Source organism: Luteimonas arsenica (assembly GCF_004352825.1).
In the GTDB taxonomy this organism is placed as follows: domain Bacteria; phylum Pseudomonadota; class Gammaproteobacteria; order Xanthomonadales; family Xanthomonadaceae; genus Luteimonas; species Luteimonas arsenica.
The window spans coordinates 952,479-966,546 of the sequence record NZ_SJRW01000001.1 but is presented as its reverse complement, the minus strand read 5'-3'; the positions used below and the strand labels follow the sequence as shown (position 1 = coordinate 966,546).

The 14,068-nt window shown below is 70.7% G+C and carries 9 protein-coding genes; 2 read left to right on the top strand and 7 right to left on the bottom strand.

Annotated elements, in window-relative coordinates; translation table 11 throughout:
- Positions 1–101: 101 nt before the first annotated feature.
- The 7 genes from alaS to E2170_RS04450 all read right to left on the bottom strand — a co-directional run bounded on the left by alaS (position 102) and on the right by E2170_RS04450 (position 10,477).
- Positions 102–2,759, bottom strand: a complete 2,658-nt coding sequence (gene alaS, locus E2170_RS04480) for an alanine--tRNA ligase (protein WP_132999411.1) — start codon at positions 2,757–2,759, stop codon at positions 102–104.
- 152 nt (positions 2,760–2,911) lie between these two features.
- Positions 2,912–3,469, bottom strand: coding sequence for a regulatory protein RecX (locus E2170_RS04475; RefSeq protein WP_132999410.1), 558 nt, complete (start codon positions 3,467–3,469; stop codon positions 2,912–2,914).
- A gap of 2 nt (positions 3,470–3,471) precedes the next feature.
- Positions 3,472–4,563, bottom strand: a complete 1,092-nt coding sequence (gene recA / locus E2170_RS04470) for a recombinase RecA (RefSeq protein ID WP_132999409.1) — start codon at positions 4,561–4,563, stop codon at positions 3,472–3,474.
- A gap of 207 nt (positions 4,564–4,770) precedes the next feature.
- Positions 4,771–5,472, bottom strand: a complete 702-nt coding sequence (gene lexA / locus E2170_RS04465; RefSeq protein ID WP_132999408.1) for a transcriptional repressor LexA — start codon at positions 5,470–5,472, stop codon at positions 4,771–4,773.
- Positions 5,473–5,505: 33 nt separating this feature from the next.
- Complete coding sequence (locus E2170_RS04460; RefSeq protein WP_133000015.1) at positions 5,506–7,191, bottom strand: ABC1 kinase family protein; 1,686 nt, start codon at positions 7,189–7,191, stop codon at positions 5,506–5,508.
- A 19-nt stretch (positions 7,192–7,210) separates the two neighbouring features.
- The gene (locus E2170_RS04455; protein ID WP_165942150.1) at positions 7,211–7,708 is read right to left on the bottom strand and encodes a CinA family protein; all 498 of its coding nucleotides are present in this window, start codon (positions 7,706–7,708) and stop codon (positions 7,211–7,213) included.
- 123 nt (positions 7,709–7,831) lie between these two features.
- Positions 7,832–10,477 carry a TonB-dependent receptor gene (locus tag E2170_RS04450; RefSeq protein ID WP_132999407.1) on the bottom strand — a complete coding sequence of 882 codons (2,646 nt, stop codon included), beginning with the start codon at positions 10,475–10,477 and terminating at the stop codon, positions 7,832–7,834.
- A gap of 278 nt (positions 10,478–10,755) precedes the next feature.
- Here E2170_RS04450 and mutS point away from each other — a divergent pair, with 278 nt between their 5' ends.
- Together mutS and E2170_RS04440 are read left to right on the top strand one after the other, a co-directional pair.
- Positions 10,756–13,305, top strand: a complete 2,550-nt coding sequence (gene mutS / locus E2170_RS04445; RefSeq protein ID WP_243708048.1) for a DNA mismatch repair protein MutS — start codon at positions 10,756–10,758, stop codon at positions 13,303–13,305.
- On the top strand, positions 13,302–14,057 hold the full coding sequence (locus tag E2170_RS04440; RefSeq protein WP_132999405.1) for an MOSC domain-containing protein: 756 nt from the start codon (positions 13,302–13,304) through the stop codon (positions 14,055–14,057). Before mutS ends, E2170_RS04440 begins: the two co-directional genes overlap by 4 nt.
- The last annotated feature ends 11 nt before the right edge of the window (positions 14,058–14,068 follow it).

Below are 14,068 nucleotides of genomic sequence, written 5' to 3'. Positions count from 1 at the left end.
CGCAGAATGCGGCCTTCCCTGATTGTTCACACAAGTGAACCATGATAGCGACCCCCCCTCCGGCGTGTGTATGCAGAAAGTAACGTCGGTCAGGCCGGGGTTCAGCCAAGCCGCTCCGCCACCCAGCCCGGAACGGCCGCCAGTGCGGTCGCCAACGCCGGGCCGTCTTCGCCACCGCCCTGGGCCATGTCAGGCCGGCCGCCACCCTTGCCGCCGACCTGGGCGGCCACGTGGGACAGCAACTCGCCAGCCTTGACCCGCCCCAGCGCCGAGCCGCTGACGCCGGCCACCAGGGCCGCACGACCGTCGCTGGCCCCGGCCAGGAGCACCACGGCATCGCCAAGCTGCTGCTTGAAGCGGTCCAGTGCATCGCGCAGGGCCTTGGCATCCAGGCCTTCGATGCGCGCGGCCAGCACCTTGATGTCGCCGACGTCGACCGCGCCCGCGGCAAGGTCGGCGGTGGCGCTGCTGGCGGCCCTGGCCTTCATCGCCTCGAGCTCGCGCTCGAGCTTCTTCTGGCGGTCGAGCAGTGCGCGCAGCTTGTCGCCGACTTCGGTGGTGGTGCCACCGAGCAGGCGCGCAACCTCGGACAGCTTCGCCTCCTCGGCCGCGACGTGGTCGAGCGCGGCACGGCCGGTCAGGGCCTCGACGCGACGCACGCCGGCGGACACGCCGCCTTCGGACACCAGCTTGAACAGGCCGATCTCGCCGGTGCGGCCGACGTGGGTGCCGCCGCAGAGTTCGACCGAGTCGCCCATCTTCACCACGCGCACGCGCTCGCCGTACTTCTCGCCGAACAGGGCGATGGCGCCGGCGTCGATGGCCTCCTGCATCGCCATCTCGCGGATCTCGACGCCGTGGTCGGCGCGGACCTCGTCGTTGACCCGCTGCTCGACGTCGCGCAGCTCGTCGGCGCTGATCGGCTCGAAGTGCGAGAAGTCGAAGCGCAGGCGGTCGGGCGCGACCAGCGAACCCTTCTGCGCCACGTGCGTGCCCAGGCGCTCGCGCAGCGCGCCGTGCAGCAGGTGGGTCGCGCTGTGGTTGAGCACGGTGGTGGCGCGACGCGCGCCGTCGACGCTGGCCAGCACGTGGTCGCCCACGGCCAGGGCGCCGCGGGCCACGCGGCCGACGTGGCCATGGAACTGGCCGGCGAACTTGCGGGTGTCCTCGACGGCGAAGGCGACGCCCTTCTCGTCGAGCTCGCCGGTATCGCCGACCTGTCCGCCGGACTCGGCGTAGAACGGCGTGCGGTCGAGGAAGACGATGGCCTCGTCGCCGGCCTCGACGCGGTCGACCGGGCGGCCGTCGCGGAGGATGGCCACGACCTCGAGGCCGCCGGCCTGCAGCTGGTCGTAACCGAGGAAACCGGTCGGCGCCATCTGCGCCACCAGCTCCGCCGGCAGCGTGGTACCACCGCCAAACTTGCCGGCCGCGCGCGCGGTCTCGCGCTGCTGCTCCATCGCCGCCTCGAAGCCGGCGGTGTCGACCTGCATGCCACGCTCGCGCGCCATGTCGGCGGTGAGGTCGAGCGGAAAACCATAGGTGTCGTAGAGGCGGAAGGCGTCGGCGCCGGGGATCGTACCGCTGCTGCGCGCGGCGACCTCGTCGAAGATGCGCATGCCGCTGTCGAGCGTCTCGGCGAAGCGCTCCTCCTCCGCCAGCAGGGCGCGTTCGACCAGGGCGCGCTGGCTGCGCAGCTCCGGATAGGCCTCGCCCATCAGCGCATCGACCGTCGCCACCAGCTTGTGGAAGAAGGGCTGGCGCACGCCCAGCATCCAGCCGTGGCGCAGCGCGCGGCGGATGATCCGCCGCAGCACGTAGCCGCGGCCCTCGTTGGACGGCAGCACGCCGTCGACGATCAGGAAGCTGCACGCGCGGATGTGGTCGGCGATCACGCGCAGCGACTTGTTGCCCAGGTCATCGGTGCCGGTGAGCTTCGCGGCCTCGCCGATCAGCGCCTGGAACAGGTCGATCTCGTAGTTGCCGTGCACGCCCTGCAGCACCGCGGCCAGCCGCTCCAGGCCCATGCCGGTGTCCACGCAGGGCGCGGGCAGCGGGTCGAGGCGGCCGTCGGGCTGGCGGTCGAACTGCATGAACACCAGGTTCCAGATCTCGATGAAGCGGTCGCCGTCCTCGTCGGGCGAGCCCGGGGGGCCGCCGGGGATGTGCGCGCCGTGGTCGTAGAAGATCTCGGTGCAGGGGCCGCAGGGGCCGGTGTCGGCCATCTGCCAGAAGTTGTCCGAAGCGTAGGGCGCGCCCTTGTTGTCGCCGATGCGGATGATGCGGTCTTCCGGCACGCCGACCTCGTCGCGCCAGATACCGTAGGCCTCGTCGTCGGTGTGGTAGACGGTGACCAGCAGGCGTTCGCCCGGGATCTTCCACACCTTTGTCAGCAACTCCCAGGACCAGACGATGGCGTCGCGCTTGAAGTAGTCGCCGAACGACCAGTTGCCCAGCATCTCGAAGAAGGTGTGGTGGCGCGCGGTGTAGCCGACCTGGTCGAGGTCGTTGTGCTTGCCGCCCGCGCGCAGGCAGCGCTGGACGTCGGCGGCGCGCACGTAGCTGCGCTTTTCCGCACCCAGGAACACGTCCTTGAACTGGACCATGCCGGAGTTGGTGAACAGCAGGGTCGGATCATTGCCGGGCACCAGCGAAGCCGAGGGCACGATGGTGTGGCCGCGGCTGCTGAAGAAGTCGAGGAAGTCGCGGCGGATGTCGGCCGTGGTGGGACGCGCGGGAGTGGCTTCGGAAGCTGGCATCTGGGGCTTGCGGAAAGGTGGGGGGCGGCGAAGCCCCGGCGCCCGCTCGGCCGGGGCCTGTACGGATGCCGGGCGCTGGCGCTCGGGTCCCGCTAGGTTAACAGGCCGCGGCGGTGCCCCGAAGCGCCGCCAGCCCGCCCTGTCGAGCCCCTTCAGGCGTCGTCGAAGTCGAAGGCGGTGGCGGCGCGGACGGTGTCGCCGTCGAAGCCGCGCCGGAACAGGAAATCAGCGGCCTTGCGCCGCAGGCCCGGGTCTTCGGCCACACCGGTGCCGTAGCGCCGCTCGACCAGGCCGCGGGCGCTGGCCCGCCAATCATCCTCGCCGGATTCCGCCAGGGCATCGAACGCGCCCCGGATGAGGTCTTCCCCCAGACCATGGGTGCCCAGCTCGGCGCGGATGCGCAGCGGGCCGTAGCCGGAGAGCGCGCGGGAGCGGGCCAGGCCGGCCGCGAAGCGCTCGTCGTCCTGCCAGCCCGCCTCGGCCATGCGCGCGACAGTGGCCTCGGCCTCTTCACCGTCGATCCCCCGGGCTTCCAGTTTGCGGGCCAGCTCCCGGCGCGAATGCTCACGGCGGACCAACAGGCCCATCGCGCGCTGCGCCGGCGTTGGTTCCGGCCGGCGTCGACGTTCATTGGCAGCCTCGCCCTCGCCGGCACCTCCACGGGATCCGCGGATGCGCCGCCGCGGGCCGAAGCCGCCTGCCCCGCCCATGCTCAGGCCTTGGCGGCCCGGCCGCCGCGCTTGCCGGCGCCTTCGCCGCCCGCGTCGTCGCCGTCGTCTTCGGCCTCATCGGCTTCGGCCACGGCGGTGACCACCGGCGCCATCTTCGCGCGCAACTCGGCCTCCAGGCGCTCGGCCACCGCGACGTTCTCCTTCAGGTACTGGCGGGCGTTCTCCTTGCCCTGGCCGATGCGCTCGTCGCCGTAGCTGTACCAGGCGCCAGCCTTCTCCACGAGCTTGGCGTCCACGCCCATGTCGATCAGTTCGCCCTGGCGGCTGATGCCCTCGCCGTAGAGGATCTCGGTGATGACCTGCTTGAACGGCGGCGCCATCTTGTTCTTGACCACCTTGATGCGGGTCTGGTTGCCGATGATTTCGTCGCCCTTCTTGATCGCGCCGATGCGGCGGATGTCCAGGCGCACCGAGGCATAGAACTTCAGCGCGTTGCCGCCGGTGGTGGTCTCGGGGCTCTGGCCCGGCATCATGATGCCGATCTTGTGGCGCAGCTGGTTGATGAAGATCACCAGGCAGTTGGAACGCTTGATGTTGCCGGTGAGCTTGCGCAGCGCCTGGCTCATCAGGCGTGCCTGCAGGCCGGGGAGCTGGTCGCCCATTTCGCCCTCGATCTCGGCCTTCGGCGTCAGCGCGGCAACCGAGTCGACCACGACCATGTCCACGGCGTTGGAGCGCACCAGCATGTCCGCGATCTCCAGCGCCTGCTCGCCGGTGTCGGGCTGCGAGACCAGCAGGTCGTCGACGTTGACGCCGAGCTTCTGCGCATAGGTCGGGTCGAGCGCGTGCTCGGCGTCGATGAAGGCCGCGGTGCCGCCCTGCTTCTGGCATTCGGCGATGGCCTGCAGGGTGAGCGTGGTCTTGCCCGAGGACTCCGGACCGTAGATCTCGACCACGCGGCCCTTGGGCAGGCCGCCGATGCCCAGCGCGACGTCGAGCAGCAGCGAACCGGTCGGGATCACCGGGATGACCTCGGCGACGCGGTCGCCCATGCGCATCACCGAGCCCTTGCCGTACTGCTTTTCGATCTGGCCCAGGGCCGCGGAAAGCGCGCGCTTCTTGTTCTCGTCCATCGTGGTGTCCTCAGTGCTTGGAATTGCGGGATTCGGGAATGGCTGCAGTGTGTCCGGCAGCGGTCGCAGGGGCTGCGACGCAGCGGCACAGACCTGAAACTAGGGCTCGGGACGCGCGCGGGGCAGCGGGCGACGCCGCGGGCAACGGTGAGGGAATCCCTTGCCCGCCGGTCGCGGCGAAGGCAGGACCGGTGCGGCCCGCCACACTCACCGGTTGGGCCTCACCAGACCGCAGTACAGCCCCTCGATAGCGAAGTCCTGGTCCGGCAGAACCTCGATCGGTGCGTAGTCGGGATTGCGTGGCAGCAGGCGGATGCGGTCCTTGCCGACCTTCAGCAGCTTGACCGTGATTTCGTCGTCGATGCGGGCGATGACGATCTGGCCCGAGCGCGCGTCGGCGGTGCGGTGCACGCCGATCAGGTCGCCGTCGAAGATGCCTTCGTCGCGCATGGAGTCGCCGCGCACGCGCAGCAGGTAGTCCGGCGCCGGCGAAAAGAAGGCGCGGTCCATCAGCACCATCTGGTCACTGCCGGGCATGCCGTCAGGGGCGTGGGCGCCGATGGGAAGACCGGCGGCGACCTGGCCAAGGACCGGAAGCTCGAGGACGTCGGCGGCGTTCGCGGCGGCCGCTGAGCCTGCAGGCATGCCCCCCGCGATCGCCGCATCGTCGAACCCGAGGGCCGCCTGCGGCGGCTCCGGCGCGCGCAGGACGCGGATGCCACGGGCCCGCCCCGGCACGCGCTCGATGGCACCGGCGGCCTCAAGGGCCTCCAGGTGGTACTGCGCGGCGCGGACGCTGCTGAATCCGAAGGCGCGGGCGATCTCGGCCTGCGAGGGCGGCATGCCCTCCTCCGCGATGCGCTCGGCGATCAGGGCGAGGATGGCCTGCTGGGTGTCGGTGAGCTCCATGGTTAGTAGTAATACTACTAACCGGCACCGGAATCAACGCCTGTGCGCGCCCTTCCAGATCGAATACAGGATCCACACCCCCGCCGCCGCCGCGCCGACGAAGCCCAGCACCCCCAGCGCCATCAGCCAGCCGTTGCCGCTGCCCCCGCCGCCGACGCTGTTCATCACGATCGACGAGCCGATGATCAGCGCCGCAGTGATCACGCCCATGGTCAGGCGGCTGGCCGCGCGGTCGACCTGGTCGCCGAAGGCCTGCAGCGTGGGGATGTCGATGCGCGCCCCGAGGCGGCCGCCGCGCGCGGCGCGCAGCAGCCTGCGCAGGTCGCGCGGCAGCTCGGCGCCGAGCTCCAGCATGCCCGCCAGGCCACGGCGCCCGCGCCGCGCCAGCACCGAGGGCGCGAACCGCCGCAGCATCACCCGCTCCAGCCACGGCCGCGCCTCGCTGGCCATGTCGAAGTCCGGATCCAGCTGGCGGCCGAAGCCCTCCAGGGTCAGGAAGGCCTTGATCACCAGCGCCAGATCCGGCGGCAGCACCAGGCCATGGGCACGCAGCAGGCCCGCGGCATCGGACAGCATCGTGCCCATGCGCAGGTCCTTCAACGGCACGCCGCGGTAGCGGTCGACCAGCGTCTCGGTGTCGGACTCCAGCCGCTCCTCGTCGACCTCGCCGCCGATGCTCCAGTCCAGCAGGATGTCGGCCACGGCCTCGGCGTCCTGCACCACCATGCCGTGCAGCAGGCGCGCGATTTCCAGCCGGCGGCGCTCGCCGAGGTGGCCGACCATGCCGAAGTCGATGATCGCGATCCGGCCGTCGCGCAGGAAGAAGAGGTTCCCGGGGTGCGGATCTGCGTGGAACAGGCCGTCCTCGAGCAGCATCTTGAGCACGATGCCGGTGCCGGCGCGCGCGAGCTCCGCGCGATCCAGCCCGGCGGCGTCCACCGCGGGCAGGTTGCCGGCGGGGATGCCGTCGATGAAGTCCTGGACGTTGAGCCGCTCCGAAGTCCACGCCCAGTGCACCCGCGGCACCACCACGCCTTCGTCGTCGGCGAAGTTCGCGGCGATGCGTTCGGCGCTCCGGCACTCCGCCGCAAAGTCGAGCTCGCGTCGCAGGGACGTGCGGAACTGCCTCACGACTTCGACCAGACGATAGCGGCGCAGGTCGGGCAGCTTCGATTCCACCGCCTCCGCCAGCCGGGCCATCAGCCGGAGGTCGGCCTCGACCACCTCGACGATGCCCGGGCGGCGCACCTTCAGGATCACCGCCGTGCCGTCGTGCAGCCAGGCGCGATGCGCCTGCGCCAGCGATGCGGCCGCGACCGCCACCGTCTCCAGCCTCGCGAACACGGCCTCCGGCTCGGCGCCCAGGTCCTCGACCAGTTGCGGCCGCACCTCCTCCCACGGCAGCGGCGGCACCGCGTTCTGCAGCTGCCCAAGCTCGGCGATCCACTCCGGCGGCAGCAGGTCGACGCGCGTGGCCAGCACCTGGCCGAGCTTGACGAAGGTCGGTCCCAGTTCCTGCAGCGCGCGGCGCAGACGGGCTGGCGGCTGCAGCTCCAGCCGCTCCTCGACGTGCTCCCAGTGCAGCAGGCGCCCGGCGCGCTCGAGCACCCCGGCCATGCCGCTGCGCCGCACCAGGTCGCCGAAACCGTGGCGCACGAAGACGCTGGCGATCTCCTGCAGCCGGCCGAGGTCGCGGACGCTGGCCAGCGTATCGAGCATGGTCATGGCGCCGGGCCCACTACAGCCGCTCCAGTCCGCGCAGGGCCTCGGCCACGGTCTGCCTGCGCACCGCGTCGCGGTCGCCGGCGAAGGCGAACACCTGCGCCTGCGGATAGCCGCCGCGGCGCTTCCACGCGATCCACACCGTGCCCACCGGCTTGTCCTCGGTGCCACCGCCGGGGCCGGCGATGCCGGTCACCGCCACCGCAACCGTGGCACCGGAGTGCACCAGGGCGCCGGACACCATCTCGATCGCGGTCTCGCGGCTGACCGCGCCGTGTTCCTCCAGGGTCTGCGGGCGCACGCCCAGCAGGGCCTGCTTGGCCTCGTAGCTGTAGACGGCCATGCCGCAGTCGAACCATGCGGACGACCCCGCGATGTCGGTGACGACCTTGGCGATCCAGCCGCCGGTACAGCTCTCGGCGGTGACCAGCATGTCGCGGTTGTCATGCAGGCGCGCGCCGATCTGTACCGCGATTTCGTGCAGTTCTTCGTCGTCAGGCAGTGATGTGGGCATCCGGGGGGGCCGTGGGGGAGGCAGCCGCCGTTGTACCGCAATCATCCGGGCCTGTCGCGCCCGCGAGGTCACGAAAAAGCCCGCGCATCCAGGGATGCGCGGGCCGAAGTGCCACAGGGGAGATCAGTAGCGCACGCGGAAGGTCACGCCGTACATGCGCGGTGCGGCCGGGAATGCGTTGTAGGTGTTGAACGGGTTGCCGGGATCGGGGAACAGCGCCTGCAGCGGGCCATCGAAGCCGACCTGCACGTACTCGGTGTCGGTGATGTTGGTGCCCCAGAATTCCAGCATCCAGCGGCTGTCCGCGCGACCGATGCCGAAGCGGGCGTTGACCACCGTGTACGAATCCTGGTGCTTCTCCACGTCCAGGTCCGAACCGGTGTTGTAGTCGCCCATGAACTTGGCGCCGATGTTGAAGCGGCCGACCAGGTTGCTGGAGAAGTCCCACTCATAGGTCGCCGACAGCGAGCCGGACCATTCCGGCGCGAAGGGCATCGTGGCGCCCGGCAGCTTGTACAGCGCGCCGGAGGTGCTCAACGGCGTGCCCTCGACGAAGTCGGGGCCGGGGATGTTGCTCCCGAACTCGGTCTTCGCGTACATCAGGCCGCCCTGCAGCATCAGGCCCTGCACGGCGCGCGGCTGCCACAGGAGCTCCGCATCGAGGCCCGTGGAGGTGACCTTGGGGATCGAGCGGACCACGAAGCTGGTACCGAGGAAGCTGTTGAGCTGGAAGTCCTCGTATTCCTGGTGGAAGGCCGTGGCATTGAGCAGCAGCGTGCCATCGGCCCAGGTGGTCTTGGCGCCCAGTTCGAAGCTGTCGACGAACTCGCCCGCGAACGAGGTGTCGTTGACCGGCATGATGCCCGCGCCGCTCTCCGAGTTGCCGTCGGCCGACTGCACGCGGTCGAGGTTGAAGCCGCCGCCCTTGTAGCCGCGGGCGAACGACGCGTAGGTCATCACGTTGTCGTTCCAGCGGTAGGCCGCCTTCAGCGTGCCGGACCATTCCTTGTCGTCGGTTTCCTGCAGGGTCGAACGACCGTGGTGCAGGGCGTTGGCCCAGGGCAGGCAGGAATAGCCGATGATCTGGCTGGCCGCCCCGCCGATGATCTGGGCCTGGACTTCCGGAGGCAGCATCGCCAGCCCCGGGATGCGCTGGTACAGCGCCCCGCCCACCCGCGCGGCCGGGTTGGCCAGCATCGATCCGCAGCCGATGCTGCCGTTGGGGTTGCTGTAGTCGGAGTGCAGCTCCTTCTTCTCGCGCGTGTAGCGCAGGCCCAGGGTGAGGTCGAGCGCGTCGGTCGCGTGCCAGGTGTTGTTGGTGAACAGCGCCAGGCTTTCCGAGTTCTGCTTGTAGCGGTCGTTGGCGCCCAGGCCGGCGAAGTTGGTGCCGAAGGGCTGCCCGCTGACCTGGGACACGAAGAGCGCCGGGTTCGACATGTCGACCGGGATCTGCAGGGGCGCCAGCTGCTGAGCAATGGCGCCCAGCACCAGGTTGCCGATCAGCGACGACACGTAGGGCTCGTAGTGGGGACCGATGCGGTAGGTCTCGCGGCGGGTCAGGTCTTCGTCGGAATAGAACAGGCCAAACATCCAGTCCACCCGCTCGGTGGACCCGGTCAGCCGGAACTCCTGGCTGAAGGTCTCGAACCCGGTGAAGGATTCGTCCTCGGTCGGGTTGCGGTAGAGGATGTCGGCGGTGCTGAAGTCGTAGTCGAGGCCGTTGATGCTCTCCCACTCGCGCGAGGCGGTGATCGAGGTCAGGGTCGCGCCGCCGAACCAGCCCGGCTCCCAGTTGATCTCCATGGCCACGCCGCTGTCCTTGATCTTCTGCGTGGTCGGGCGGTTGCTGTAGGCGACGCGGTCGAACGGATCGTCGCCGGGCGCGGCGACCGCCTGCCGGCCGGCCACGGCGTTGAGCACCAGGGCGCTCTGGCCCACCACGGTCTGCACGGCAGTACAGCAGTTCTCGTCGCGGCTGGTGAAGTCGCCCGAAAACAGGATGTCGAGGTTCTCCGTGGGCTCGAACAGCAGCTTGCCGCGAAGGGTGTGGAAGTCCTGGTCGTAGTCCTTGTCCTCGGTGCGCGGGCCGTTGCCGGTCTCCACGTCCATCCAGCCGTCGCGCTTGCGCTTGGCCGCGTAGACGCTGAACGCCGCCTGGTCGCCGAGGGCATCGTTGTAGCTGCCGGCCACGCCCATCGCACCGTAGTTGCCGGCGGTGATCTCGGCCTCGGCACTCTGGGTGTAGCTCGGGCGCCGGGTGACCACGTTGATCACGCCCGCGGAGGTGTTCTTGCCGAACACCGTGCCCTGCGGGCCCTTCAGCACCTCGATCCGCTCCAGCTGGCCGAGGTCGCCGAAGCCGACGCTGTTGCGCGGGCGGTAGACACCGTCGATCACCACGCCCACCGACGACTCCAGGCCGACGTTGTCGCCGACGGTGCCGATGCCGCGGATGCGCGCGGTGGTGATCGCCTCGTTCTGGGTGCTGGTCACGGTCAGGCCGGGCACCAGGATCTGCATGTCCTTGATGTCGCGGATGCCGGTGTCCTGGAGCAGCTGCTCGTCGAGCGCAGTGACCGAGATCGGCACGTCCTGCAGCGCCTCCTCGCGCTTCTGCGCGGTGACGGTGATGCCGGCAAGCGTGGTGGGTTGTTCGTTGGCTGCCGGTTCTGCGTCCTGGGCATGCGCCGTGGACACCAGGGCGGGGCTTGCGAGGATGGCGAGGAGCGCGACGGCGAGCGCGTGGCGTTGCGGATGGCCTGAGACCATGGGTGTCCCCCTACGTGACGAGTCTGGTTGAGTCATCGGTTTTCGGCGCGACCGCCGCCATGGAAGAACATGGCGGAACGCACCGGGCCTGCGTGGGGGACTGGCCCGGTGCTGCGGTACCGCAGCCTTGCGACGGACGCTAGCACAATTCCGGACGCCTGCGTATGCACCCTCGCCGGGCCACCCCGGCCGGTACAATCCGGGGTCCGGCGCGCCCGACCGCGCGCCCGACCGCCGGACGAACGACGCTGGACAAGACGCCCGAACACACCCCGCTCATGAAGCAGTTCTTCGCCGCCAAGGCGGAGCACCCCGACGTGCTGCTGTTCTTCCGCATGGGCGACTTCTACGAGCTGTTCTACGACGACGCCCGCAAGGCCGCGAAGCTGCTCGACATCACCCTGACCCAGCGCGGCGCCTCGGGCGGGCAGCCGATCCCGATGGCCGGCGTGCCCCACCACGCCTCCGAGGGCTACCTCGCGCGCCTGGTGGCGCTGGGGGAGAGCGTGGCGATCTGCGAGCAGATCGGAGATCCGGCCGCGAGCAAGGGCCTGGTCGAGCGCAAGGTGGTGCGCATCGTCACTCCCGGCACGGTGACCGACGAAGCCCTGCTGTCCGAGCGCCGCGACACGCTCCTGCTCGCCGTCGCGCGCGGCAAGTCGGGTTACGGCCTGGCCTGGGCCGATCTGGCCGGCGGCCGCTTCCTCGCCAACGAGGTCGCCGGCGACGACGCGCTCGAAGCCGAGCTTGCGCGCCTGGATCCCGCCGAGCTGCTGCTGCCCGACGAGGAAGGCTGGCCCGCCTTCGCCACCGGCCGCGGCGGCGTGCGCCGGCGCGCGCCCTGGCTGTTCGACGCCGACAGCGGCCGTCGCCAGCTGCTGCAGTTCTTCGGCCTGCACGACCTCACCGCCTTCGGTATCGACGAGCGCCCGCTGGCCATCGCCGCCGCTGGCGCGCTGCTGGGCTACGTGGAGGAGACGCAGAAGCAGCGCCTGCCGCACCTGACCTCGATCGCGGTCGAGTCCAGCGACGGCGCCATCGCGATGAACGCCGCCACCCGCCGCCACCTCGAGCTCGACACCCGCATCGACGGCGAGCAGAAGCACACCCTGCTCGGCGTGCTCGACTCCACGGTGACGCCGATGGGCGGGCGCCTGCTGCGGCGCTGGCTGCACCGACCGCTGCGCGACCGCGCGGTGGTCGGCCAGCGCCAGCACGCGGTGGCCGCGCTCATCGACAGCGGCAGCGAGCGCGACCTGCGCGAGCGCTTCCGCGGGCTGGGCGACGTCGAGCGCATCCTGTCGCGCATCGCCCTGCGCTCGGCGCGGCCGCGCGACCTGTCCACGCTGCGCGACGCGCTGGGCATGCTGCCCGATGTGCGCGCACTGCTTTCGCCGGTGGACTCGCCTCGGCTGCAGAGGCTCGTCGAAGGCCTGGGCGAACATGTCGCACAGGCGGCGCTGCTGGCCGACGCCCTGGTCGAGCAGCCGCCGGTGCTCGCGCGCGACGGCGGCGTCTTCGCCGATGGCTTCGACACCGAACTCGCGGAGCTGCGGCGGCTGTCGACGAACGCGGACCAGTTCCTGGTCGACCTCGAGGCCCGCGAGCGCGAGGCCAGCGGCATTCCCACGCTCAAGGTCGGCTACAACCGCGTCCACGGCTATTACCTCGAGATCAGCAAGGCGCATGCGGCGAAGGCGCCAACCCACTACACCCGCCGCCAGACCCTGGCCAACGCCGAGCGCTACATCACCGAGGAGCTGAAGGGCTTCGAGGACAAGGTGCTGTCCGCGCGCGAGCGCGCCCTGGCCCGCGAGCGCCTGCTGTACGAGCAACTGCTGGACGAACTCAACCTGCACCTGGAGTCGCTGAAGCGCTGCGCCGGCGCGCTGGCCGAGCTTGACGTACTGGCCGGACTCGCCGAGCGCGCGCAGGCCCTCGACTGGTCGCGCCCGGAGCTGGTCGACGAGGCCTGCCTGGAGATCGAGCGCGGCCGCCACCCGGTGGTGGAGGCGGTGCGCGACGAGCCCTTCGAGCCCAACGACCTGGTGCTTGGCGACGACCGCCGCATGCTGGTGGTCACCGGCCCGAACATGGGCGGCAAGAGCACCTACATGCGCCAGAACGCGCTGATCGTGCTGCTGGCGCACATCGGCAGCTTCGTGCCGGCGAGCGCCGCGCGCATCGGGCCGATCGACCGCATCCTCACCCGCATCGGCGCCGGCGACGACCTGGCCCGCGGCCAGTCGACCTTCATGGTCGAGATGAGCGAGACCAGCCACATCCTCCACCACGCCACCGCGCAGTCGCTGGTGCTGATGGACGAGATCGGCCGCGGCACCTCGACCTACGACGGCCTGGCGCTGGCCGAGGCCTGCGCGCGCCACCTGGCGGAGCACAACCGCTGCTACACCCTGTTCGCGACGCACTACTTCGAACTCACCGCGCTGGCCACGCCGGGCAGCGGCATCGCCAACGTGCATCTCGACGCGGTCGAACATACCGACAGGAGCGGGGGCGACACCCTGGTGTTCATGCACGCGGTCAAGGACGGCCCGGCCAACCGCAGCTTCGGCCTGCAGGTGGCGGCGCTGGCGGGCCTGCCGAAGCCGGTGCTGCGGCAGGCGCGCGCGCGGCTGGCCGAGCTGGAGCAGCAGGGGCCGGCGGCATCGCCGCCACTGTCGGCGGAAGCGCTGGATGCGCCGCAGCAGTTCGGCCTGTTTGCGTCCTCGTCGGCGGCCCTGGAGGCGCTGGCCGGCATCGATCCCGACGATCTGACGCCGAAGCAGGCGCTGGAAGCACTGTACCGGCTCAAGGCGCTGTCATGAGCGGGCCGGTTCCCGCGGATCGCGCCGCCTGCGACGCTGCCGGCGGCGACGGGCAACCGGCCGTGGCCACGCGCATCGACGCCCTGCTCACCGGCGTCGCCCTGCCTTACACGCGCCCCGGCAGCCGCAGCGGCATCGCCAAGTCGCCGCGCAGCGGCCGCGTGCGCATCGGCGAACTGGGCCTGGAAGGCGACGAACAGGGCGACCTGCGCGTGCACGGCGGCGTCGACAAGGCCGTCCATCACTACCCCTTCGACCACTACGCCGCCTGGCGCGCGGAGCTCGGCGAACTGCCGCTGCTGGCGACACCCGGCGCCTTCGGGGAGAACATCAGCAGCCACGGCCTCGACGAAGGCACGGTCTGCCTGGGCGACCGCTATGCGCTCGGCGATGCGGTGCTGGAAGTCAGCCAGGGCCGGCAGCCGTGCTGGAAGCTCAACGACCGCTTCGGCGTGCGCGACATGGCGCGCCGCGTCCAGGACACCGGCCGCACGGGCTGGTACTACCGCGTGCCGCAGCCCGGCAGCGCGCAGGCCGGCGACGCGCTGGTCCTGCTCGAACGCCCCTGGCCGGCGTGGCCGCTGCGTCGGCTGATGCGCCTGCTCGCCGACCGCGTGCTCGATCCCGGGCAGCTGGCCGAAGCCCTGGAACTGCCGCTGGTGCCCTCGTGGCGGAAGCTGGTCGAGCGCCGGCTGGCCTCCAGCCAGGTCGAGGACTGGGCGCGCCGCATCGACGGCCCGCCGCAGGGCTGACAGCAGCCACG

What these genes read in the sequence shown, in the direction of transcription:
- E2170_RS04455 (WP_165942150.1), bottom strand. Translation starts at nt 7,708, where the DNA reads ATGCCCACATCACTGCCTGACGACGAAGAACTGCACGAAATCGCGGTA.
- lexA (WP_132999408.1), bottom strand. Translation starts at nt 5,472, where the DNA reads ATGGAGCTCACCGACACCCAGCAGGCCATCCTCGCCCTGATCGCCGAG.
- E2170_RS04475 (WP_132999410.1), bottom strand. Translation starts at nt 3,469, where the DNA reads ATGGGCGGGGCAGGCGGCTTCGGCCCGCGGCGGCGCATCCGCGGATCC.
- E2170_RS04440 (WP_132999405.1), top strand. Translation starts at nt 13,302, where the DNA reads ATGAGCGGGCCGGTTCCCGCGGATCGCGCCGCCTGCGACGCTGCCGGC.
- mutS (WP_243708048.1), top strand. Translation starts at nt 10,756, where the DNA reads ATGAAGCAGTTCTTCGCCGCCAAGGCGGAGCACCCCGACGTGCTGCTG.
- E2170_RS04450 (WP_132999407.1), bottom strand. Translation starts at nt 10,477, where the DNA reads ATGGTCTCAGGCCATCCGCAACGCCACGCGCTCGCCGTCGCGCTCCTC.
- E2170_RS04460 (WP_133000015.1), bottom strand. Translation starts at nt 7,191, where the DNA reads ATGCTCGATACGCTGGCCAGCGTCCGCGACCTCGGCCGGCTGCAGGAG.
- recA (WP_132999409.1), bottom strand. Translation starts at nt 4,563, where the DNA reads ATGGACGAGAACAAGAAGCGCGCGCTTTCCGCGGCCCTGGGCCAGATC.
- alaS (WP_132999411.1), bottom strand. Translation starts at nt 2,759, where the DNA reads ATGCCAGCTTCCGAAGCCACTCCCGCGCGTCCCACCACGGCCGACATC.